The sequence below is a fragment of the Brucella rhizosphaerae genome (assembly GCF_002252475.1).
GTDB classification, from domain to species: domain Bacteria; phylum Pseudomonadota; class Alphaproteobacteria; order Rhizobiales; family Rhizobiaceae; genus Brucella; species Brucella rhizosphaerae.
This window is the reverse complement of record NZ_NNRK01000026.1, coordinates 237,241-259,740: the sequence shown is the minus strand read 5'-3', so window position 1 is coordinate 259,740 and position 22,500 is coordinate 237,241. Positions and strand designations below refer to the sequence as shown.

Sequence of the window (22,500 nt, the reverse complement as noted above, 5' to 3'; positions counted from 1 at the left end):
CGATATGTGACGCTTTTTATGCGTTATTTAGTCTAACCCGACCTGATTTTAATGCGTAGACATCAATTTTCGTTCAAGAAATATTCGCAGCACCGGCTTAGAAGGTAGTAACTTTCCTTTCGTATTCAACGCATGTTCCTAGTATCATCAGGTTCGTTCCTGCAGACCCCGGCGCGCTTGCTGAGGCTGAGGGCAAACGTGGATTGTATCTCGTAAAATAGCGAAATTTTCATTGTAGTGCGAAACAGCAATCAAACTCCGGACTCAAATCTTTGATTGCACTTTCGAGTCCGGGAGGTTCTACGGATTTCCGGTCTTTTCGAGAGGTCTGGAGAACAGAATAAAAGATCTTAGCACTTGGGCCCTCTACGATTACACATCTTCAGTATAAATAAGCTACAACAATTCATCCAAATTTCCAAAGGCTATGCAGCATGAAAATATTGTTAGAATACAAAAACAAAATCTATAAATTTTTGAACATCGTTTTCAGTGATGATGGATCTCTTTATATTTCAGTTGACCGAAAAATAATCGATAATAAAAGCATGAAATCATTTGATAACGATATATGGAAAGACGTCGATAGCTCCGGTAAGCCCAGAAAAATTTCTTATCACACAACAGGACGAGTAAACTACCACGGTCTTTTTACTGATGATCGCCCAAGTTTTTTTGAGCCTCTTGTTGATATCACCAAAGAAAATTTTATATCAGCAATATCCATACCCAACATAATTAGGTTTGATAAATATCAGGGCGACTTCGAAGAAACGACAATAATATCTCTTAAAGATGAAGATTTTGATCGTTTTACATTGGGCATCTCAATAGCGCCAAGTAACTCAATGCCCGAAACTAACGTAGTCATTCTGAACTTCAAAGGAAATATAAGCTACGATATTCGCCTTTTTCCATCACAAAACCCAGTAGCGCCAACTGCGGATCATTTCGTCTATGTGAAGCCCCGTAGCATGCACGACGGGCAGTTGATCGGAAGATTTGCGGCCGAACTCGCCTACATTCAAGGAGAAGGCAGCATCCACGAAATGATAGTACATGGCCCTAACGGAGAGGGAGTCTATACACTCTATTTTGCTGTAGAAATGCGATGCGCGCCAAGAATCGAAATAGCTTTAGCAAATCAGAAGCACGAGGTGCGCATTGTCGACAACAGCAAGCCACACAAACTGAAGTTCAAAATCCTTACGTCTAACGGGTTCGTTAAGGATCTAGATTTACGACCTTTCATTAAAACTATAATCTTGGATGCCGAAATCTACTAATGGTTCGCCCTAACAAAGCAGTGTAATTTGACGGGCCTTATTTAGCTCATTGAGCAGAAGGCTCGGAGGTTCTACGGATTTCGGGCATTTTCAGGGGCTTGCAATAAAGTGGACAGAAAAACATGCATTATAAACGTTATGTTTTTTCATTCGTCTGCCCCACTATCGCGACCGATTAGAAAGAAAACTGATCCGATGTCGCCCCCCTACCATGACTTACAATGGCATCAGCGATCCTTTGATCTCGAAAAATGTGGCTTTGGGTTTGCCCCGCTAATTTACCTAGAGACGAAGGCGACGCCATGAGTATCCGATACTCATCCTCGTGGGAAAATTTTGTATCCTTAACAAAGGCAATTTTTAGAAACGCAGAAATGGCATTCTCGCTATCGAAGTATTTTGCACTACTTTCGACCATTTGTATGCTGTCTTTGACCGAATACACTACGGGGCGAGACAACGCCAAATGTGATTGCCATAACCCACTTTCCTGAACTACGGCGTCGAGAGCAATGAGGAGCTTGTGCAGATCATAAGTCACAAAGTATTCCAGATCTTTGTTTCCGTTTTGACGAAAAGTGTCCAAGCGATGCTGCTTAAACTCATTCCGTGAAAGACATGCGCAATAAGCATCTGCATAAAGGTACTGTGATATTTGCTCGTTTAAACCAATCATTTTGACGCCGTTTACATTTAATCCTCCTATATCGATATTCTCGAATACATTAGTCTTAGAGTTTATAGTTTTTTTGTTTCTTCCCTCCTGCTCGTCTGAAAATCTGTCGATAACAGTCGATTTTTCCTCAGCACTTCGGAATATTGACAGGCACTTGAAAAGAAAACTTCCATTTAAAGAACCTTCGTAACCCTGACGATCCAGATGCTTGGTAACCGTATCTATATTAATACAGCTAAGCCCCTTATAAGTATCTATATCAACAACTGGACAAACAATATCTTTATTAATTCTTATACCGCCCGTGGCCCTCCCTCCACCATCTAATATTAAATTACTAATCATTGGCCCAGAACCAGATGTAAATGGCTCTGGCAAAGTATCTCTTCTTAATACAAAATTATAATTTTTTTCGGAGCCATTGTCGGATACCGGTTTATTCTTTAGATGCTTACAAAATGCAGCATTTAACAATATTCTTTTATGCGACACTTGCATTCCCCAATCCTATAGCGCGGCCATAACAATGGCTCAACGCATTGTTTAAGATAGACAATTCTATCAACAATTGACGTTTTGCACAGCTTCGGAGAATGCAGATTGACTCTTCTTCAAAATGAGAACATTTTAGGAACATATCCACATTGAGCGGAATATGTTCCTGTGCACCACTGTGCGCGGGGCAGGTTTCGTTCGACCTGTTTTCTGGAGTTTGTAATGCGTCTGCCGGAGACGATTGAACGGCTATACCTCGACTTCGACGGCTTTTTCGCTTCAGTCGAACAGCAGTGCGACAAGCGCCTGCGCGGCAGACCGATAGGTGTGGTGCCATTTGAAGGCACAAACCGAACGGCAGTCATCGCATGCTCGAAAGAGGCCAAGGCGCAGGGCGTCAAGAACGTGATGCCGATCAAGGACGCATTGCGGGTCTGTCCGGATCTTGTACTCGTTCCTCAGAAGCCAGACCTCTACCGTCGAGCACATAACGCCCTGCTCTGTGAGATCGAAACGGTGATCGCCATCGACACCGCAAAGAGCATCGATGAACTGACATGCGTTCTCGATGACAGCGGAAAGCGAGATCCTGAATTGCTCGCAGCAAGGATCAAGGCTGCGATTGCTGACAACATCGGCCCATACATCACCAGTTCAATCGGCTTTGCCGCCAACCGCCAGCTGGCGAAGATCGCCTGCAAGGCTGGCAAAGAGGAAAGCAAGCGACATGGAAGCTATGGCAACGGCCTTGCGATATGGTGGCCCGCCTCGATGCCTGCGCCGCTGCTTAAGGTCGAGCTGGAGGATATTCCCGGCATCGGGTCGAGCATGGCAAAGCGGCTTTATCGGAATCGGGTTTACAGCACCGAGCAGCTCTATGCGCTTCAACCGAAACACATGCGCAAAATCTGGAACAGCGTGAATGGCGAGCGGCTTTGGTATGCGTTGCACGGATATGACATCCAAGCGCCAGAGCAGCAGCGCGGCATGTTCGGCCACGGTCGAGTGTTACCGCCCGAAGCTCGCAAGATTGACGGCGCATACGAGATATCGCGCCTATTGCTCACGAAAGCTGCCCGTCGCCTGCGCAGAGAGAACTACTATGCCGGAGGTTTATGGTTGTGGCTGTCGATCCGTGATGGTTCATGGTTCGGCAAACATCACCTTTCTGTCGTCAATGATGATCAGGCTATTTTAAACGGCCTACACGCGCTCTGGCAGAACGTGAGGAAGGACTTTCCGAAAGGCGTTGAGATATTCAGGGTTGGCGTCACGCTTTACGACCTGTCACCTGCCGACGAACGGCAGATCGATTTGCTCGATAATGACGACGAGCTGCGACAGAAATGGGAACGCGCAAACGGCGCAGTCGATAAGCTCAATTCCAAATATTCCGGCACGATTGTCAGCATGGGCGAATGGAAACCACCGGCAGGCGGGCATGTCGGTGGCAAGATCAGTTACACCCGCATCCCTAGCGCCGAGGATTTCTGGTAATGGGCAACTGGAAAACAACGGTCAAAGTTGGCGATCTGGCAGACGATCAGAAGCTCGAATTGATATGCCGCAAGTGTAACCGCCTCGCCTATACGGATCGAACCATGCTCTGCCAAGGAAAAGACCGCTCGCAACTCTATCTCGATGAAATTGAGAAGAAGGCACGATGCAAGGGACGCGGCTGCAATGGCCCCATGCGTCTGTCTATGGTGCGCCTGAAAGAGATGAGCGGTTTTGTCGGTGGTTTAGCATGAGCGGATACGGCGGTGATAACGGTCGCGTTTCCAAGCCGGGAAAGCTGTTTGAGCATTGGTGCGATGCCGAAGGCTGCAAGGCATGGGGATCCTTTGGATATAAAACCAAGTATGGACAGCTCTGGTTTTGCCGTGCCCATAAACAAGAAGGCGAAGACGCACTGGCTGGACGCCGGTAAATTCCGCTCTACCTCCTTTGAAAACAGGAGGACGACATGCTGGGACCGAAACAACCGGGCGATTATCCAGACCGTGACATTGATTGTCAGGAATCCGTTGCACAGGGCATAGCGGACCTAATCGAGCAAGCAACCCTATCGGGTAGCTCAGAGCAAGAAGCTGCCGCAGCCATTGCTGACACTGGCATCCCCGGTATACGGAATCTAATTGACGATGCAGTGGCGGCAGGATGGTCGGAAGAAGAAGCGGCCAATGCGATCAAAATTGTTTCCGCTGGAATGTATCGCGGGTTCACCGGCACGGATCCAGACGAATGACGAATGCAAAAGCCCCGCCGAAGCGGGGCTTTTCTCATTTCTGGAAATAGGCAATCAGCTTCACTGTGTTTTCATAAAGCGACACAACGCCGATCAGGATCGCCAGCACACCTAAAATCACCCACCGCATAAAGCGGCCAATGGTTCGTAGCGAGCGTATCAGATCAAGACCATGCTTCATCAGATCGATATCTTCCTCGCGAAGCTGGGAGAGAAACTCGCGGGTTTCTTCCTTCAACTCAATCATTCGGTCTACAACCGGAGCCTCAGTATCCATTGGCATCACCTCATTCCCCCGCCAAGCCATCATAAAAATCAGCACATCGATCTGTGCGCGCATTCTGTCGGTCAAGCGCCTGCCGTTCGCGCTTCAGCACGGATCGAGCTTCCGCCCCATCCATCAACGGGGCGTGATCTTCTTTTTTGCGGCAGTCATCGGGATAGGCAGGCAGTTGCCGTTCTGCCTGCGCCCGCCCCGCCTGTATCGCAGCTTCCTGCCAAAGCCTGTTACTTGCGCAGGAACTCAATGTCATCGCGATCAAGCAGGCAAACCCGCCCCGCATCAGCAAGCCGCTGTTCATAGTCGGCAATCTCCTGTTCCGTTTGTTCAATGCGGGCGGCCTCAGCTGCGCGGGCGTTGCGCAGCTGCACTTGATAGGCCTCGATAACGAGAGCATTTGCGCGCTTGATCGATTTGAGCTGATCGAGTTCAGCCTTTAATGCCAGCGCCTGAAACTCAGGCACCAGCCCTTTTTTCGCCTGCCCCTCGAACGCTGCCCCGATATAAGGAATATCCTTGAGCACCGGGACGCCGTTGTAATAGATGGATGCAAGCACGATCCCGATGGCAACACCTGCAGTCACCTTAATGGCGTCGAGGATCTGGCTCATTTCAGACCAGCCAGACAAAGTTCAAGCTCACCGATGCGTTGCGCATCGCCCAGCTCGCGCCGCTTACGCAAACCTTCTACGACCTTGCCGCCAGCACGATTGAATGCCGTCATGGCGTTGCAGGCCATGCGCCATTGCTTTTCCGTCATGCGCCTAGCGGCAGTCGATTTGCAGGCAGCGCCGGTGCCGATATTGTATGAGAGATCGAGCATCGACGCTTGCACGCTGATAGGAGCCTGATCAAAGGTCCGGATGCATTTACGGAGCGGCTGTCGGAAATCTGTTTCCAGCCGCTTGATCAACATATCCTGACACTGTTTATCGGTGTAGCTGTCGCCTTTTTTGACGCCTTTGGTTTCCCCCAGGCACACTGTCCATACCTTGCCGAGCTTGTCGTAATAGGCATGGTTTTCCATGCCCTCCCACGGCGCAGTCAGATACGTTGCGGTCAATACAACCAGACCAAGTGTGGACGCCAAAGCCGCCTTTGCACGTTTACTCATCGCGGAAATCCTTCTGTGATTTGATGCGCATGACAAAGGCCAGCACCGTCACGAAGAAGGTGAGAGCTGCAAATGCGCCTGTTGGGATGGGGAAAGCGTCACCCAGATAGGGCAACACAACTTCAAGGCCGGACAGAATTGCAGCGGCCAGCAACAGGCGGATGCTCCATGCATAACGAAGCACCCGCCTCCAATCGGTGACAAGTTTCATGATTTCAACCGGAATAAAAAACTGCCTCGATTGCTGGATGGCAGCGGATCAGCGATATTTGTTTAGAATCGCGAGAGGGATGAAATTATGGGATTGGGAAAGTGGATGGAGAACCGAGAGATTCGGGACCTCGATAAGCAAGCAGCAAAAGACAGGCTGTTGGATAATGCCGAACCCCACGTATACATAGGATACGTGCAAAGCAGGAATACCGAAGCGCTTCTCGGTGAGTTACGCTTTATTCGATGGATATTGCTGTTAATATTGTTGGTACTATTCTCGATGGCGTCTCACGTCTTACCATCAGGTTGGTGGTACAAAGGGTTTTGGAGCTAAGCTGCCAGTAGCTCCGCAGCTCTCGCTTCACCAAACAATTCAGTCGCCATCTGCTCAAGAAGCGGCCAAAGCTCGTGATCTGATCGGAAAGTCGTCGCCGTTCGGAAGATATTGCGAGAACGCGCGTCCTGAGTTTCCATAGCCGCTTCAATATCAGCAGCCTCTTTCTTAGAAGTACGTTCCCACAGAGTGACCGCAGGCAAAATGACCACGGGATCAGGCATCTCGATGGGTTCCGGTTCTGGCGGGACAGTGATCTCTCCGTCTGGCGACAACCAGAGCTTCATCGACTGCGCATCCTGCCATTGCTGATCGGTCACAGCGTGCGCGTCAGCTGGGATATCTGGATTTACAGTAATCGCCTCGCCTTCTTCATTTGTAACAGGCGGATAAGTCATCTCGCAGTAATAGAAAAGCGGATAGCCTTCGGGGCCGAATTTTATGAGTTTATATTGCATCTGAATAAATCCTTAAATCATAAAGCCCATAGCAAAATTTCTAAACGCCTGCATTGCCGGGTTTCCACTTAATCCATCGAGAACAAGTTTAAACTGCACCGTTGAACCAACTGCCAAGTTAACAACGTGCGATAGAGTTCCAGCTCGGTAATATTGGACTCCGGAAGAGTTCCAACCCCACACAATTTCAGTAGAAACGGTTCCGTTCACAAATACTTGCAATATAAACTGCCCGTTATTCCCGTCGATAAGCGTGTTTCCCATCGAGAAGAAATAATTTCCCGCTTCCGGCGCTGTGAAAATCGATCCATTCCACGCATTACCTATATTTATAGGCGATGCTGTGTATGAGAGATTTGTTGTTCCATTATAGACTAACTGATTAGCAGCAAGGTGAGCTTTGAATGCTGGCTTTCCCGGAGAAATAGTGGCTCTCATTGAAGCGGTTGTCGTATCGTCTAGAAGGTTTCTAGCCAATGGCGTCAGAGGTGTAAGTGCAGCTCCCGCAGCGCTGTTAAAGTAAGGCAGCCGGTCCGCTGCCGCTGCCCCGCTGAGATTGAGCAGTGCGATAGCTGCCGCTGTAATATCTGACTGTGTCAGCGCTTTATTGCTATTTGTATGGAGCAACTTGTCAGGGGCCAGTGTCAGCGCATTGAACTGCTCAATATTACCGATGCTGATTTCGCGAATGATTTGCGCAAGACGATCATTCATCTGAATATTGGATGTTGCGGCTGCACGTTGGCGATCAATCGCATAAGGCAGATCCGCGCCACTCGCATCAGTAAATGGGTACGCTAGCGTCAAAGAGGTTTCGCTTTCGACGGAATAGACCGGATAGCATCCGCCGCCGACGAAAATCACCCCGCCATCGATCAATGCCGTTTCCCAGCCGGTGCCAGTGCCAGTCACAACAGCAGAGCCGTTTTGAACGGTCACATCGCCAATGGTGTAAAATCGGTCCTGATAGGCCATAGAATTTCCCCTCCGCCTGTCACAGGCAGATTGCAGAACATAAATTTTCAATGAGGTTAGTAGAGGCGCGCAGCCCCCAGAACGTAGTATCGAGCGCCAGTCGGATCCGGCATCGAATAATCTTCGCCTGTATCTGCACGCATATCCGTAGGCCGTCCGGGGCTTAGATGGACAACCATGTCATTGTCGCGCACGACGGTGGTCATGCAGTAATTCGACGTGAACCAGCTCACCACATTCGGCGGACGCAACGAACGATAATACCCTTGCGCCATCATCTTCGGCCAATTGCCTATGACCTTTGGAAAAATGAACAAGCCGGAGCTTTGGAACGGAACTACCGCTGCATGCGTACCAAACAGCGGATTTAGCGAGCTTGCCGTTGAGAACTGGCTGATAGGCAGCCAGCCTTGCTTGATGATGCGAACGGACGGAAACCGCGTATCGAGCAGGATATCATTGCTATTCGGTGCGATGTCGCTGGAACCCGGACGCTTTATCTGGATATTGCCATCCGGCAGCGTCCGCATCACCAGTGAGCCACCATTGGTCAGCTGCTCGATGCTGGTTGCATAAACCATAAACTTGCAGCCGATGGCATAGTTGCCCTCATTGGTGAACATGATGCCGTTCGGGTCGATCTTGTAATAGAACCGAGCCTCACGGCCCGATCTGCTTACAGTCGGATCCACTGGCGGAATTGAATAAGCCATGCCGTCAAAACGCATGATACCGTCGAGAAACATCAACGGATGCAAATCAATCGGTGTAGTTTTCCAGAAATAATAGGAACCGCCTGCCGGGATGATAGGCGTCTCCCCCATCATGACGCACATATTGGGAGCCTTGTTCGAATTAATCAGGAAGCCACGCGGATTTAAGGAATCGACCGTTTGCCCGCGTCTGGCAATCTTGAATTCTGAGCCCGATAACCTGACGACTTCTTGCCCCGGTAATGGAGCACTGTCAGGAAATGGCAATGGAGCATTATTCGCTGGCAGATCCCACTGACAGGTCAAAGCCCGCATAACCGGAACATTTCCGCCAATAATCATGTAGGTATAGGTGGGGCCTGTATAATTGCTGATCTGGCCACACCAGCCGGTGAAATTCAGATCCGTAGCAATCCGATCATACTGGACGATTGTCGCATCTTGGTTGCTCACAGGTACGTCAGCATAGACGCTCATGGCATTGTAGAGCGTACCAATCGAGAACAGTTGCTTGTTTCCATCCGCACCGTTGAAATCAAAAAGCTTTACCCGGTCATTTGGATCGATGAGCTTGGCTTCGAAGATCGGCACCATCCCTGCCATGTCAGGGAAGCGATTGAATATCTCGTAATACTTGAAATAGTAAGACGTGCTCGATGCCCATCTCGAACTCAGCGCGCGTCTCGCAGCTGGCAGCGTTGCACCATCCAGAACATAGTTTGACGTATTCGGAGCTGTGGCGGGATAGATGCTTGGATTAAATCCATTCGAGAAATGGAACTTGTCGAATATATACGACAAGTCCTGAGTTTCCGAATTGAAGAAATACCGATCATAGGCATCATTTGCCAGCGTGAGCGGATCATCCTGATCATAGCGCAAGACTTTGACAACCGGGCCGAAGCCCGGTTTCCAACCCATAAACAAGCTGACCATCAGACGAATATCCTCAAATCTGCAAAGTTGCCGTAGCCGCGTTGCACCCATTTGCCGTTGGTGGACATGAGCTGGTCGAAATAGGCGGTTGCGATACGTCCAACCTTCAACAGCACTTCGCCATTGACGATTGCGAGCGGGATCTCGACCACATCCCCTGTTTCACTGACGAAGTATGTGCGGTTGGCAAACAGGTAGTTTTCAGCCACAAGCTGCCCGCCTTGTTGAATAACGCGATAAACCTGCGCGGCTCTTGCCGTTTGCCCGCCCTTTGACGCTTTTGCTGAAATACTGACTTCGGAGAAAACACCGTTGGCAGGGTTCGTGATGCCGGTCATAGACAGAAGCCCACTCGCGGACACATCATCAACCTGCGCCTGCACACCAGCCAGAAGTCCAGCCGTTGCCACGATCTGCCCCTCGACTTCCTCGATCTTGGCTGATTGCTCAAGAAACGAAGCTGCCAAAGCATTTGTGGTTTTTACAACAGCAGCACTGGTCAGAATATTCTGCCCGGTACCGACTGCAGTCGCAGCGGCGAGCTGTTCAACCAAGTCATCCATTCGATCATAAGTGCTGGTCAGGTTTTTGAGCACGTCTTTGACAGCGCCCTTCATCTGTTCCAGCTGCACGATGACACTCTGCATGCCAGTTGGAGCAACAGTGGTTTTCCAAGGCGTCCAAGACTTGAAGCGATCCGGAACAGTTGTGATCGTCGCCCGCCCTTGATAGAAGCGGCCTGAAAGCACGTTCTTTCCGGTAACGTATTCACCAGCTTCAGGTTCGGTGCACAGATCCTCGAAGATTTCGAACTCATCTGCAATGCGATACTGAAACCGAACTTCCTTGATTGTCGGATCGTCAGGAGGATCCCAGCTGAAACGCACAACCGGCTGCTCAAACCCTTCGGCCCCCTTGATCATGCCAACTTCAATGTTGAAGTTTTGCACGGTCGCAAGAAGCGACGGATTGAACGGATCGGTTGGCGGGATAACAATCGGTCCCGGCTCAATCCCGGCTTCCGAATAAATATCAGCGCCGGTTTCGGTCAAAACAAGAGAAAAGCGGAAATCTTCGCTCACTTGCCATTCATCGACTGACCATGTGAGGCCGTCATATGTGATCCAGTCACCCTCCTGGACAAATGTACCGACACGCCAACTGACAGGGATCTTTGCTTTGCCGCCTTTGCGCTGCTGACGATAGCGGATGTTGAGCAGATATTGCGCCGTGTCGGCATCGGTGACTTGTAGGAAGTCGTAAGAAGTTTGTCGCCGCCTGCCGTCAGCGGAAACATCCGCATTCACGACAATTGGCTTGAGGCTTTCCGCACCCCAGTTGCTATCGGGCGATGTAAACTGCCCCGACATCATATTGAAGAGATCAAAGGCAGATTTGCGCCGAGAGATTTCACCTTCGCGGCCAGCTGGAATATCGTCCGGGCCGATGTTCATCACAGGAACCTGCGGCGCGCCCGCAAGCACGCCTGACAGTCCGCGCCTGTTAAGCGCAAAGCCAGCCATGGCGTCTTCGAACTCTCTCAGGACTTCCGTATGATCGTCGTCGCCAGTCACCCATAAATTGCAGGTGTATCTGGGCTTTCCGGCCCGCAGCTCGTCGCAAACGTTCATCGATGCGACATAGGTTGAGAGATCGAGCTGCCCGATTGATTTGCCCTCGCCAATCAGCGAGCGGTCAGAGATCAGGCCGCGCAAGCCGATCTGATAATTGAAACGCTGGATAGCCGGGTTTTTGCTGAATTCATACGTCGCAGCATTGCCGAGCCGGTGCGGACCGGATCCGCCAGCAACCGAACTGTCCTTGCGCACATCATAGCAGCGCAGGCCACGCAACACCCATTCAACTTCGAGACGGCCCTTGTCGAACTTGTCGACATTAAATTCACGTTCGAAGACGACATATGTGTAACCAGCACCAACGCTACTCTCTTTCCACCTGCGACCCAGACCGCGCGTATCGTTGACCAACTTCTGATCAATGCCCTGCCCCGGTCTACCGTCATAAAAGCGGATGGAAATCAGATCGTCGTAACCCGCCACGCCATAATGCGCGATTTCGTTGCCGATCTTTGGACGCTCGACGAGTGTCTGTTTGCTGCCGTAAAAATAGACATACGGCTCCAAGCCGTCGCACCAGCCGTTCGCAAGCAGAAACACGTCACCGTTGACCTTATTGCCAGATCCCCACTTGCCGTAGAAAACCCGGTGACCACGTGTCTTGCCGATGCCAAACAGCGTTTGAACCGGAACATCACCGCCATACTGGATCTCGCCTTGGACCGCTGAATATTTCCGCGACTTACGACGGTTCATGTACGCGTTGATGCCGAGCTTGGCAGCCATCGCCAAACCGCCAGCAATCAAAGATGCAGCCAGAAGCGAGCCGCCAAAAAGCGCGCCCGCGACAAGCGTGCCTATAGCCGTGAAAATCATAGGATTTTACCTGTTGTTCAGATCAGGTCCGAAAGGCTGCGATGCAATCCGCCATGCGGTGATAGCTGGGGCCGTCAGCAGTCTTGGTAACGAAGCGGCCTGATGCGCCAAGACAAATGCCAACATGCTCGCCATTCTCAATAAGAATGACGACGATATCGCCAACTTGCGCTTGAGCAGGTGAAACGCGCTCCAGATGCTGCTCAAAGAAAGATGTGAGGCTTTTGTGGCCCCGCTTGCGCAAAGCGCGCTGCGCACCAGGCAGCGTCTTGTATGATTGCCAATAAGAGAATGTCATCTCGCGTGACGGCTCGAAGGCATCAGCCATCTGGCAACCCAAAAAGAAACAATCCGATTCACCGAACACATACGGCTTTTCGAGTTCAGCCTGCAAAACCGGCATCATGGTTTCAAAGCGGCTCATCGCTGCCCCCACTCTTCCACATCAGTCGCGGTGACCGATGCATATTCAAGGCAAGTATCGTTCGCATCATTATCGAACTGCTGTTCGGCCTGAGAGCGCTTGGCAAGAGTTGCCCCGCGCGCAGAGCGCCCCGGAGGCTGCAAGTCAATCTTGATGGTGAGGCTGCGCGTGCCGTCACTTTGCTGCGCACCCTTCGGATAAGTGACCTTGTCGATTTCATAGATGTTGGAGATCAGAATTCCGACGACCTCATCCGTTCCACGGATCCCCGCAACATGACTGATGATGACAGGCGCATTGAGGTAATCAAATTGCTCAATCTTTGCGATCAGATCGTCAGGATCCTGCGTGGGGATATTAGAGAACTTAATCGTACGCGTGGTGACGCCTACGCCTACCGCACTTGTGGCACCTCCCGATTCCAGAAAGCGGTTCGGCAAGTACTTGAGACCATTATAGGTGTAAGGACGCCCGCCCCGGTGATATCCGACCGAACGTCCCGGTAAATCGAAGCGGATCAGATCCAAACGGACCAAGTCACCCCTGTCGACTAGCGTCTTCACCTGCGGATCGACACTGTTACTCATAGAAGAACATCTCCGTTGCAGAGAAGCTGACAGGCCGATCCTGCATAGATTTCGATGCAGACCAGCTGCCGGGATCAATCTGCATCAGGCAAGACGCCCGCTCGAAATGAACCGAACACGGCACCTTGAAGTGCTGCAAATCAATCGGATAGTTGAAGTTCACCGTGGCCCGTCCGGCTGCACTGGCGATAACAGGTTGCGTCACCAGATGGAGAGAACGCACAAGCAATGTGCGCCAGATCTCAAGATAATCGCCCGGAACCAACTCAAAGTTAGCAGGCAGGCCGTCAACATCAACAGAACGCGAGTTTATGAAGGATCGGACATTGCCCTGCCCGTTAAACCCGGCTGGAAAGCCTCCGAGATACCTCAGCGGCTTCTGTCGATCAATGTCATAAGCGAGGAATACCCCGCCATTGTCTGCACAGAGCGTCCGAAACGCCGACATAAGCCCAGACTGCTCTCGTGTGAGAAAGCCAGTCCGGTATTTCGCAGTCCAGTATGGCGTTCCTGTTGACTGGCTTTCGACCCGCCGCCCCTCCATACGCTCAGTATTGGAAGGACGGATTGGATCAAATTCGCACTGCGCAAAAGGCACCAACGGAAGATTGACAACATCTACCATGAATCACCGTTTTGTTGCCGGTTCTGCCGAGCATCTTCGTTTGACTGCATGATGGTCACGGTCTGCTTGCCACTCTTTTCAAGGATGCTGGCGACCAGATCCGGGGCCATTTCCACCAAAATGACGGTTCGGCTTTCACCAGCCTCGCCTGACGTTCCAGATCCGGAGGATCTGCCAAAGTTTCGAACCCCAAGGCTGCCATCGCTGCCACGGGTCAATGGCATAATTGCTTCAGCGCCAGCCTCACCCATCAGGCCAACCCCTTTCGCAAACGCAAAAGTGGTAGGCTTGGAAACAACCTGATTGGTGAAATTGCCGCTGAATGACTTCAAACCACCCGGAAAAACACCGCCCTTGGCATAAAGGCCGACGCCCATCGATGGTGCAGGCGGGAAATATCCAAGTCCGGAACCGCTGCCGCCACCACCGAACAGGCCACCCAGCAAGCCGCCAAGAATGCCACCACCGCCACCGCCGAGACCCGCTCCAGCTTGTCCGACCTGCATAATGGCGTTGATTAAGTCATTCAGCATCTTATCAATCAGGCGGTCGAGAACGCCTAAACCGGCTTTTCCAAGTTCTTCCAGAGTGATCTTGCCATCATCGAACGCACTAACCAGAGATTGGCCGAAGCTCAGCGCCATATCCCTGTTTTCTGCGAGCTGCTCGTTCAATCGGATCTGTCCAGCGAGCAATTGCCCCTGACTGGAAAGCGGATCTATGCCAGAGCTGCGAAGCGTTGAAGACACCCGCTGTTCAGTGGGACTGCGGAAAAGCTGCTCGCGTTCGAACCGAAGTTCTTCCGCGAGAGATAGCGCCGCAACACGTTCGGCAACCTTCCCATACGAGGATGCAAGGTTTTCCAGCTCTATGCGATGATCCTCCGATAGCGTCCTGCCTTTGTCAGTTGCTTTCTGGATCAGCTCAAGTTTCATACGATACGCATCAGCAGCCACGCCGGTCTTGCCAACGAGCTGTTCTTCCAGACCCATCTGATCAATGCGATCCTGTGCGGATTTCACCAAATCTCGATAAGCATTGGCATCACGTTCGGTCTGACGTTCGGAAGCGGATTTCTTAGGCTGTTTTTCCAATTCCCTCTTTTGGCTTTGGAGCTTGCTAAGAGCATCGTTTTCCGCACCGAAGCGACGGTTAAATGCCCCTGATGACAGAGGGCGTTCAGATCCAGAAGGATCGTAACCAAGATCGCTTTTTGGTGTGCTGTTTGCAAAGCCGGTTGCCGTTTCCTTGGCAAGCTGCATTGCCTCGACAAGCGAGAGGATTTCTCCGCGTGCTACGCGTAAATCTGGGCTGGCAAAGGATAGATTATTGATTGCAGTGAAAAGTGCTTTCGCGCTGATCTCACCGCCTTTAAACTTCTCCCACAAAGCCTGAATTTCGCCATTTGCGCGATTAGGTTGCAGTCGATGGAGTGCAGTTTCCACATTCTGAATAGATGCTGCATATTTATCAACCGTACCCGCTACGTCCGCAAGCTTGCTTTCCGCCTCATAAGCACTCTGGGAGTACTCAATCAGAGATTTAGCACCCGAGCTTGTAAGCTGACTGCTTTGAGCAAGCCGACCTATTTCTTCCCGGAAGCGGGCAACTTGTGGCTCGCCAGCTCGAACGCTACGAATGAATTCATTTATTGCCTGTTCCGCAGGCTGGAATGCTCTGGAAAGAACATTCTGGTCGCCACCCACATCCTGCCATGTTCCAGCGATGATTCTGTCCATGGCAACACGAGCCTCTTTAGCTCGCCGCTCGATGGCCTGCCGCTGATCTTCCTTCAGGTCGATATTTACAACAAGCGGGCTTTCAACAGTGTATTTCTTCTGCTTTTCAAGGGCCTCTTCATATGCCGGACCAAGTCGTTTGATATTCTGTTCGTGCTTCTCCAATATTTCGTCAACGGACTTCACTTGGATCGATGAAGATACATATTGCAGCAGTGCAGCACCGGCAGCGATCGTTCCAATGGTCACCAATGATACAGGACTAATGATCGACAAAAACGCCTGACCAATGCCGGTAATTACATCTCTGCCACGTCCCATTTCATTAAATACTGCTGAGAGCTGCGTTCCTTGCTGCAATGCAATCTGGATAGGCGACATTCCCATCGCCGATGTGACGGCAATATCCTGAAACTGAGCAGCAATGTTCGATGTCTGATAGCTTCGCGGTCCGCCAGATGAAGCATTTCCGCGCTGCTTGAGCGCCGCGACACTTTCCAAAGCCGCCTTGCGTTCCCGGTTAAGCGCAGACGTCATCTCATCAACGGATATCGCACCAACTGCATGAGCTTCGCGGATGTCAGCTTGCGCGATCTTATACTGCTGGATGGCAGCATAGAGCGGATTATATTTTGCTCTCAAGTCGTCGAGTTGACGGCCATAAGCTACAATATCGCTTTCACGGGCGCCATTATCACCCCGATCCATGACCCCAAGCTGCTTGTTAAAAGCCATCTGGGATGCCTGAGCCATAGATGCATTACGCTGGCGAATTGCAGTTACACTGTTCTGGGCTGCCAATGTTTCCCGCTGAAGGGCCGCAGCCATTTCATCCGCAGATATCGCACCGACAGCATGGGCTCGCTGTATCTCTTCAACGACCTGATTATACTGTTGACTTGCTGCGAACAGCGGGTTGAACTTTGCTCGCAAGCCGTCCAGTTCGCGACCATATGCGGCAACGTCGTCACCACGTCCGCTTGATGCTCCAATATCAACAACACCAAGTCGGCTATTTATGGATAGCTGGGATGCCTGAGCAGAAGCTAACTTTTTTGCAGCTTCACTTGCACGTTGCGCTACAGCCGCCTGAATTTCCAAACGCTGATTGAGCGATGAAACCAATGGCACCAACTGCACATGACCTTGTTTAACAAGGCTCATTGAATCGGCTACTAGCCCATATTTCTTGTAAGCGGCATCAAGCAGAATACTCGCCCGATCTAGCCCCATCCCACGATCAACGCTACGACCAAGGGAACGCATCGTGCTTTCGAATTTGGCTGCATTTGCATAACCATCGACCAGAGCACGGCTCAGTCTTACAGACCCATTCGAAGTCTTTTCCATCGCGGCATCTGCTTGCGCCAGAGCAGCACCAACGGACTTACTGGATTCCGCACCAGCCTTATCTGCCGCGATCTTCTGATCCATACCACGCGTATAGCTGGTAGGATCAAAGTCAGCCGCAACACGAAGCGAACTCAATTGAATTGTCATGAGATTTAGCCCTCGATTTGAGAATCGCCTAAGCTTCTGCCGATCGGCTTTAGAAGCGCTAAGTCAGCGGGGGAATTTCGATGGATGACACTCAAAGGGTAACGGTCGCCTTTTGCCTGATAGGCATGGTTGCGTTAGGATTAGGCAGTTTTCTCTATGTTGAAAAAATGGAGAGAGAAGCATCGAGGGCCAAAGCCAATCGCGAGATAGAGTTCGCGATCTGCTCGCAAGTAATGAAAAATGTGCGAGGCAGCTCTCTCGTACTCACCAACAAAAGCGTCAAGACAGGACTTGAATGCGCAGAAAAACTTCCAGAATTTCGCGCATTCAAAGATTTGTACGACGAGAGGTCGCCAGACTCCCCTATACGCAAGCCTTACAACCCACAGTACTGGCCGGATTTCCCGTGATGATCAGGATTTCGAGTTCTGAATTTCAGCTACATGATTGAGCCATTCCGCATCGACCGCTGATACGAGCGCTCTGAAAACATCAAACGCGATGCCTTCAATTGAATAACGCCGTGCATATATGTCGATTGCCTGAAAACTGATCGGGCTTTCGCCACCGAACGCTCCATACTGCCGATCATACCGCAGGAACTGCCACGCCCGAATATAATAGGCATACCATTCCGGCCCATCAGCTTCAGATGGCGGCGCAGGAGCCGGAACAGCCGCAAAAGCTTCCGGCTCAACTGCGCGCAGTTTGGTCAACCAGTCGTCGTGCCCCTTCCGCGTGAGCTGATAGCGGAAGGCGCTTCTTAGTTTTTTTCTGCGGTTTCCAGAAACTCGACCTGTCGCTTGCCTACTTGCCCCGCACACCAATAGACCATATTGCGGAATATGCGGCCTTCAGGCGAGGTCAGTAAAGCGAGTGCAGTTTCGCGAGAGTATTTCTCATCGAGTCCGCGCCAATCCAAAAGCAGGTGATCCGTGGCGAGTTCACCATCTGCGGCGTTCAGCTCATCATGGGGAGCATGATCATTGCCGTGCTTCTGGGCAATCTGTATCTGAAGGTTATTCTTCGCCGTCAGATATTCTGGATAATTGGTCGAGCGCACCTTAAAGCCCAACCCCGGAAGATCGCCAATGCCTGGCCAGTTTTTGACTGGGATCCATTCGCCATCCGCTTCGAGAGTTACGTCAGCCTTCAGGCTGGCAAGTTTGATAACTTTTTTCATTTAATGACCTTTGTCGGAAGGTAGCGCGGGAAGCGTCCGACACCGCAACCCGCGCTGTTTTCGCGCGAAACCCGTATCGGCGGGAACTTTGATTACTTTTCGTAATATTCGAGACGATCAATGATCAGATGCGCCGAAGTCAGCGTATCCTTGCTGGCCTGCCCGGTGAGCGGCAGCATCAGATCCTGATTTTTACCACCCGCTGACACCGCGCCATCGGTGTAAACGTAGCGAGGCACCGCAAAAATCAGCGCCTGCTGGTTTTTCTCAATGCGGGTACTGATGTTCGTAGGTGCTCCTGCAAAGAGCTTCGACAACAGCGCATCGGAGCCGAAATAGGTTTCCACCTCAACCTGCACGTCAAAGCTGCCCTGCCCGATGGCGACTGGCCCGACCTTGTCATCGCTGCGGATCGCATTGATCATGCGCAGATTGTTGTTCACTGACACTTTGAAGCTGCGGACGAAGTTCGGACCACCTACCGCCACGCCATTTTCGGCAATGCGACCAACATTGACCGCCGCCGCCATGACAGGATTACTGGTTTCGGGATCCGGCGTGTCATCGAGCGACACGATGGATTCAGAACCAGTCGTTCCGTTAAATGTCATCACCCACTTGGCGATCTGTTCAGCCTCAAAGGTGAACTCACCTTGTGCTACCGCCATGGAGTTTTGCGCGATGTAGGTTGGCTGGGATTGGCTCATGAAGCCACGTTCGAGCGTACCGGTGAAGAGATCCACCCCGTTGCGGATTGTATCGCCAAAGAACACGCGGACTGTCTTGCCTGCGCCAGCGTTGACAACCCATGCAACCGGCAGATTATCAAGCGTGAGCTTATTGGCAGCAATAGCCGTAACGCGAACAAAGGTGTTGAGGGCTTCAGCGTCGAACCGATAAGCAGCACCCGTGCCACCAATCTTGATCCACTGCCCGACCTTCAAGCCGAGTGATGTGAAATTGAGCGCTGCCGAGGTCAGGCCATCTGCAACCGTTTTCAGATCCGCCGCCGCACCTTCAAAGCCGACTACAGCAATGCGAGCGGTCGCAGGTGGTGCCGCCTCATCTTCCAGCTTGTCAGCCCCAACCGCAGGAACCGTGCCGGATCCAGTGGTGACGCGAAACAAGCCGTTGTTATCGGCTTCGCCAAAGCCAGTCAGGCGAACAAGGTGGCCGACGCCAAAGACTGCACCTGCAGTCACTGTTACAACGCCGGTCGCAGCTGCTACGCCGGTTATGACGCTTGCGGCAGCACCATCATTGTCGCGGAAAGGTCGAAGCGACCACGGCGCAGACATGAGCGAACGAAGCCAGCTGGAGAACGGGCTGCCTTCAGGCGGATAGGACAACTCGCCATTGACCGCCCCCTGCGACTGCACATTGACCATGATCGGATCAGAGTTCATGCGATCGGAGCGGATTTCTTCCGAGTTGATGAAGACCGGCTTATATTGCAAAGATTCACCAGTCAGACGAACAACACGCATGCGCGGGTTTGCCGGAACTACACCGGGCGTGAGTTCGTCAGTCCAAGTCATGCGCAGCCGATTGCTGTCCATGGCCTCATCTCCATAATGTTTGATTGTTGAGAAATGCCCAACGCCGAACGGCGCTGGCGATGCTATGAGGCCTTAGCCTTCATCCCGTTCCACATCGATGGTCACGGTCATGCGGTAGTAATTGCCGTCCATTTCACCGGGTTCACCTGCCCCGATAGAAGCCATTCCGAACCGGATTGCTCCGATTTCCTGCCCGCGAAACAGATCATACAGCTGGCGGGATAATTGGCGTGCTTTGCGCGTTCCGCCACCTCGCGGAACCAGCACGTGCAGACTCAGCTGACCATTTTCACGCCAGCGGTTTGCCGCCTGTGTTTCGGCACCGATTGAGGCTTGGTCCATAAGATCACCGAAGATCTCGACAAAGACGAACGGTTCAGGCTCGTCGGGCGTCGGCCAGTCTTCATTCTCGAAAACCAGAGGCGTGTCGGTCCATTGCGATTTGAGGAAATCCTCAATCGGCTCAAATGTTTGTGGTGTTGCCATGATCAGCGGACCAGATTGATAACCAGTGATGGATAGGTGAGAGGCTTTCCAGCCTCAGTGTCCTTACGGCGCGCAAGCGTGGTGCGTCCGGCCCGATGCGCGCTTGATCTGGCAACGGCCTTTGTAGCAATCGATCGCTGATGTCCGGTCAGGACATACGGAACCAAGCGATGCAAACCTGACGGCAGATTGAGGAACTTGACCTGCACGCTGATGAAGGATTGACCGAAACGGCGGAACATGCGCTGTCGCGCACGTTCGAACAGGCGTGGCGGGACTGACATTTTCATGGCACCCACTTGGATCTTGCGCGTATAGGGCTGCACGTTGGTGATGATAATCTCAGCGTCAGCCGAGATCTCATCAAAGTTCATCACCGGACGCTGATCGGCCAACACAATGAAGGAATCTTGATAGAGGCCAGACTTGCGCGGGCTATATTCCCGCAACCCCGATAAAGCTTCATTGATAACGGCCTGCCACCAGACGAACTCATAGACAATCGGACCGGGAGCCGATACGCTTTCTTCAGGCGCATCTTTCACCCGGTTGACGTAGCGCTCATAAAAGCGACTGCCCTCACCCGACTGAATAGCCTTTGCCAGCTCTTCCTTGGCAAACTTGGCAAGTGCCGCCGATATGGATTCCTGCGACAAGCCTTCTGTCGCAACCGCAATCGCCCGGTCAAAGAATTCGAACTTGGTAGCAGTTGCCATTATCCTCGAACCCTCACGTTTACCCGCACAGGCACATCGTCCATGCGTACGATTTCAGCCGCCTCCACGTTCGTCTTGGCACCCGCGATAACGACCGCATCACCCTTTTTGAAGCTGATAGCGAGCGCGTCAGGCAGTAAGACAACAATGCGGTCGCCTTGCTGGATCGGCCCGACCAGCTCGTCAGGCTTATAGCCACGAACGAAAGCCCGCTGCGCCAATGCTTCAGATTGAATCTGACCATTGACGATCTTGCGCAAATCCACGTTCTGACCGTGGCGGGCGAGCTGACGTTGCAGTTTCGCAATGGCGTGCTCAGGTGTCATGCATAGATCCTCAGCGTTGAAAGCAGCCGGTCGGTTGCTGACCTGACGATTTCCGAGACTTTGTCGCCGTCAAGATACTGTGTGGATCCAACACCCTCGACATCTTCTGATCGCACGTGTCCAGCTGGGCCGGAAACGGCGAGCATCTGTTGCGCCGCAAGTATGATTGCTTGTCGAGCACGCTGAGGAACTGGCCCAATGCGATCACTGCCGTCATAACCAGCCTTGTACTGAATGCGGACAGCGTCAGGTTCTGGCGCTAGATCAGTCGGCCAGTTGAAATCTCTCACCCCGCGCAACTCAGCAAACATATCGGTTCGAATGACACGATAGTTTTCAGGCGGAATAAACCAGACCACACCCTTCCGATCGGTGAACTCAACCGAGACAACCTCTACAACCGGCACATAGCGAAGGCGCAGATCGCGAAAATCACACTGTTGCTGTTCAAGAACCTGCGGGCCGAGGCAACGGCCCAACCAACCGGAGGGACCGTCGATTTCTTCGGTCACAGCCTCAATCACTGCCGCAACGGATGCATCATCAGATAGATGATCGCCTGCCACATCAGCCGGTGTGACAATAGCCTGTGGCCGCTCGATAACGACGGTCGCCATGATTACTTGTCCTTGCCGGATTTCTTGGCCTTTTCGACCTCATCCGCAATCGCTTCCAGAGCCTCATTGGCCAGTTCGCGTGCATCGGAGATCTCTTTTGCAATCACCGTGCGCTCAGAATCAGCATCAGTGCGAGCCGTCTGAACTTCCTTGGCAATTGCTTCCAGATCCAGATCAGCCTGTTGGCGCTTGTCTGCGAGCTGCTTATCGATTTCAGCAATTGCAGCGCTCGCCTCATCTCGCTTTTCTGCGACCAGTTGATCAAAGCGGCTGATCTGTGCATCAGCAGAAGCTTGAGCTTCCGAGATCCGGACAGCCTGCGGTGTTTCACTGATAGCAGCAGTGACGGCCACAGCACTTACGCCGGTCGCGAATGAATTGCGTGCCGCCTGATCAGCAGTTTCATCCTTGTAGACACAACCCGCAGCAACAGCGCGGCCAAACTGGTTATCATCCAGCTGGACAACCTGCCCCTGCACTACCGGCGTATCAGCCAGCGTGAACGATGCCAGCGCCACACGCTCAATGACTTTCTTGCTCATTGAATTTTTCCTTGA

27 protein-coding genes are annotated in these 22,500 nt (G+C 51.9%); 6 read left to right on the top strand and 21 right to left on the bottom strand.

Annotated features, from left to right (window positions below):
• Window positions 1-434 precede the first annotated feature (434 nt).
• The gene (locus CEV32_RS10610; RefSeq protein WP_143128816.1) at window positions 435-1,286 is read left to right on the top strand and encodes a hypothetical protein; all 852 of its coding nucleotides are present in this window, start codon (window positions 435-437) and stop codon (window positions 1,284-1,286) included.
• Window positions 1,287-1,461: 175 nt separating this feature from the next.
• Here CEV32_RS10610 and CEV32_RS10605 read toward each other — a convergent pair whose 3' ends face one another.
• Window positions 1,462-2,460, bottom strand: coding sequence for a hypothetical protein (locus tag CEV32_RS10605; RefSeq protein WP_143128815.1), 999 nt, complete (start codon window positions 2,458-2,460; stop codon window positions 1,462-1,464).
• A gap of 219 nt (window positions 2,461-2,679) precedes the next feature.
• On the opposite strand from CEV32_RS10605, the gene CEV32_RS10600 reads away from it, so the two are divergent.
• Genes CEV32_RS10600 through CEV32_RS10585 form a run of 4 tightly spaced genes read left to right on the top strand, consistent with a single transcriptional unit; the run spans window position 2,680 to window position 4,705 of the window.
• Entirely contained in the window at window positions 2,680-3,954 is a 1,275-nt protein-coding gene (locus CEV32_RS10600) for a Y-family DNA polymerase (RefSeq protein WP_094577095.1), read from the top strand.
• Window positions 3,954-4,208: a hypothetical protein gene (locus tag CEV32_RS10595; RefSeq protein WP_024899542.1), complete on the top strand. Its 255-nt coding sequence runs from the start codon at window positions 3,954-3,956 to the stop codon at window positions 4,206-4,208. The genes CEV32_RS10600 and CEV32_RS10595 overlap by 1 nt, the downstream gene beginning before the upstream one ends.
• Window positions 4,205-4,387 carry a hypothetical protein gene (locus CEV32_RS10590; protein WP_094577093.1) on the top strand — a complete coding sequence of 61 codons (183 nt, stop codon included), beginning with the start codon at window positions 4,205-4,207 and terminating at the stop codon, window positions 4,385-4,387. The genes CEV32_RS10595 and CEV32_RS10590 overlap by 4 nt, the downstream gene beginning before the upstream one ends.
• 36 nt (window positions 4,388-4,423) lie before the next feature.
• Window positions 4,424-4,705, top strand: a complete 282-nt coding sequence (locus CEV32_RS10585) for a hypothetical protein (RefSeq protein WP_094577091.1) — start codon at window positions 4,424-4,426, stop codon at window positions 4,703-4,705.
• 34 nt (window positions 4,706-4,739) lie between these two features.
• Here CEV32_RS10585 and CEV32_RS10580 read toward each other — a convergent pair whose 3' ends face one another.
• The 12 genes from CEV32_RS10580 to CEV32_RS23915 form a co-directional block, all read right to left on the bottom strand.
• The gene (locus CEV32_RS10580) at window positions 4,740-4,982 is read right to left on the bottom strand and encodes a hypothetical protein (RefSeq protein WP_094577089.1); all 243 of its coding nucleotides are present in this window, start codon (window positions 4,980-4,982) and stop codon (window positions 4,740-4,742) included.
• Between the two features lie 230 nt (window positions 4,983-5,212).
• A complete protein-coding gene (locus CEV32_RS10570) occupies window positions 5,213-5,596 on the bottom strand; it encodes a hypothetical protein (RefSeq protein WP_094577087.1) in 384 nt (127 codons plus the stop codon).
• Entirely contained in the window at window positions 5,593-6,099 is a 507-nt protein-coding gene (locus CEV32_RS10565) for a lysozyme (RefSeq protein ID WP_094577085.1), read from the bottom strand. The genes CEV32_RS10570 and CEV32_RS10565 overlap by 4 nt, the downstream gene beginning before the upstream one ends.
• Window positions 6,092-6,310 (bottom strand): DUF7940 domain-containing protein, encoded by a 219-nt coding sequence (locus tag CEV32_RS10560; RefSeq protein ID WP_094577083.1) that lies wholly within the window; start codon window positions 6,308-6,310, stop codon window positions 6,092-6,094. The genes CEV32_RS10565 and CEV32_RS10560 overlap by 8 nt, the downstream gene beginning before the upstream one ends.
• Before the next feature lie 332 nt (window positions 6,311-6,642).
• Window positions 6,643-7,104 carry a hypothetical protein gene (locus CEV32_RS23830; RefSeq protein ID WP_208620843.1) on the bottom strand — a complete coding sequence of 154 codons (462 nt, stop codon included), beginning with the start codon at window positions 7,102-7,104 and terminating at the stop codon, window positions 6,643-6,645.
• 12 nt (window positions 7,105-7,116) lie between these two features.
• The gene (locus CEV32_RS10545) at window positions 7,117-8,079 is read right to left on the bottom strand and encodes a hypothetical protein (protein ID WP_094577080.1); all 963 of its coding nucleotides are present in this window, start codon (window positions 8,077-8,079) and stop codon (window positions 7,117-7,119) included.
• Window positions 8,080-8,135: 56 nt separating this feature from the next.
• Entirely contained in the window at window positions 8,136-9,728 is a 1,593-nt protein-coding gene (locus CEV32_RS10540; RefSeq protein ID WP_094577077.1) for a hypothetical protein, read from the bottom strand.
• Entirely contained in the window at window positions 9,728-12,181 is a 2,454-nt protein-coding gene (locus tag CEV32_RS10535; protein WP_094577075.1) for a phage tail protein, read from the bottom strand. Before CEV32_RS10535 ends, CEV32_RS10540 begins: the two co-directional genes overlap by 1 nt.
• Before the next feature lie 22 nt (window positions 12,182-12,203).
• Window positions 12,204-12,605 carry a DUF6950 family protein gene (locus CEV32_RS10530; protein WP_094577073.1) on the bottom strand — a complete coding sequence of 134 codons (402 nt, stop codon included), beginning with the start codon at window positions 12,603-12,605 and terminating at the stop codon, window positions 12,204-12,206.
• Complete coding sequence (locus tag CEV32_RS10525; protein WP_094577071.1) at window positions 12,602-13,192, bottom strand: DUF2163 domain-containing protein; 591 nt, start codon at window positions 13,190-13,192, stop codon at window positions 12,602-12,604. The genes CEV32_RS10530 and CEV32_RS10525 overlap by 4 nt, the downstream gene beginning before the upstream one ends.
• Window positions 13,185-13,817, bottom strand: coding sequence for a hypothetical protein (locus CEV32_RS10520; RefSeq protein WP_094577069.1), 633 nt, complete (start codon window positions 13,815-13,817; stop codon window positions 13,185-13,187). Before CEV32_RS10520 ends, CEV32_RS10525 begins: the two co-directional genes overlap by 8 nt.
• Window positions 13,811-17,056: a phage tail length tape measure family protein gene (locus CEV32_RS23915; RefSeq protein ID WP_143128814.1), complete on the bottom strand. Its 3,246-nt coding sequence runs from the start codon at window positions 17,054-17,056 to the stop codon at window positions 13,811-13,813. The genes CEV32_RS10520 and CEV32_RS23915 overlap by 7 nt, the downstream gene beginning before the upstream one ends.
• An 80-nt stretch (window positions 17,057-17,136) precedes the next feature.
• On the opposite strand from CEV32_RS23915, the gene CEV32_RS10510 reads away from it, so the two are divergent.
• Window positions 17,137-17,466 carry a hypothetical protein gene (locus CEV32_RS10510; protein ID WP_094577066.1) on the top strand — a complete coding sequence of 110 codons (330 nt, stop codon included), beginning with the start codon at window positions 17,137-17,139 and terminating at the stop codon, window positions 17,464-17,466.
• A gap of 3 nt (window positions 17,467-17,469) precedes the next feature.
• Here CEV32_RS10510 and CEV32_RS10505 read toward each other — a convergent pair whose 3' ends face one another.
• The 8 genes from CEV32_RS10505 to CEV32_RS10470 all read right to left on the bottom strand — a co-directional run bounded on the left by CEV32_RS10505 (window position 17,470) and on the right by CEV32_RS10470 (window position 22,485).
• The gene (locus tag CEV32_RS10505; RefSeq protein ID WP_094577063.1) at window positions 17,470-17,772 is read right to left on the bottom strand and encodes a hypothetical protein; all 303 of its coding nucleotides are present in this window, start codon (window positions 17,770-17,772) and stop codon (window positions 17,470-17,472) included.
• A gap of 47 nt (window positions 17,773-17,819) precedes the next feature.
• Entirely contained in the window at window positions 17,820-18,239 is a 420-nt protein-coding gene (locus CEV32_RS10500) for a hypothetical protein (protein ID WP_094577061.1), read from the bottom strand.
• A 92-nt stretch (window positions 18,240-18,331) separates the two neighbouring features.
• Window positions 18,332-19,798, bottom strand: a complete 1,467-nt coding sequence (locus CEV32_RS10495) for a phage tail tube protein (RefSeq protein ID WP_094577059.1) — start codon at window positions 19,796-19,798, stop codon at window positions 18,332-18,334.
• 72 nt (window positions 19,799-19,870) lie between these two features.
• Complete coding sequence (locus CEV32_RS10490; protein WP_094577057.1) at window positions 19,871-20,284, bottom strand: hypothetical protein; 414 nt, start codon at window positions 20,282-20,284, stop codon at window positions 19,871-19,873.
• Window positions 20,285-20,286: 2 nt separating this feature from the next.
• On the bottom strand, window positions 20,287-21,000 hold the full coding sequence (locus tag CEV32_RS10485) for a hypothetical protein (RefSeq protein WP_094577055.1): 714 nt from the start codon (window positions 20,998-21,000) through the stop codon (window positions 20,287-20,289).
• Complete coding sequence (locus CEV32_RS10480) at window positions 21,000-21,326, bottom strand: hypothetical protein (protein ID WP_094577054.1); 327 nt, start codon at window positions 21,324-21,326, stop codon at window positions 21,000-21,002. The genes CEV32_RS10485 and CEV32_RS10480 overlap by 1 nt, the downstream gene beginning before the upstream one ends.
• The gene (locus tag CEV32_RS10475; protein ID WP_094577052.1) at window positions 21,323-21,943 is read right to left on the bottom strand and encodes a hypothetical protein; all 621 of its coding nucleotides are present in this window, start codon (window positions 21,941-21,943) and stop codon (window positions 21,323-21,325) included. Before CEV32_RS10475 ends, CEV32_RS10480 begins: the two co-directional genes overlap by 4 nt.
• A gap of 2 nt (window positions 21,944-21,945) precedes the next feature.
• Complete coding sequence (locus tag CEV32_RS10470; RefSeq protein ID WP_094577050.1) at window positions 21,946-22,485, bottom strand: hypothetical protein; 540 nt, start codon at window positions 22,483-22,485, stop codon at window positions 21,946-21,948.
• Window positions 22,486-22,500: the final 15 nt, after the last annotated feature.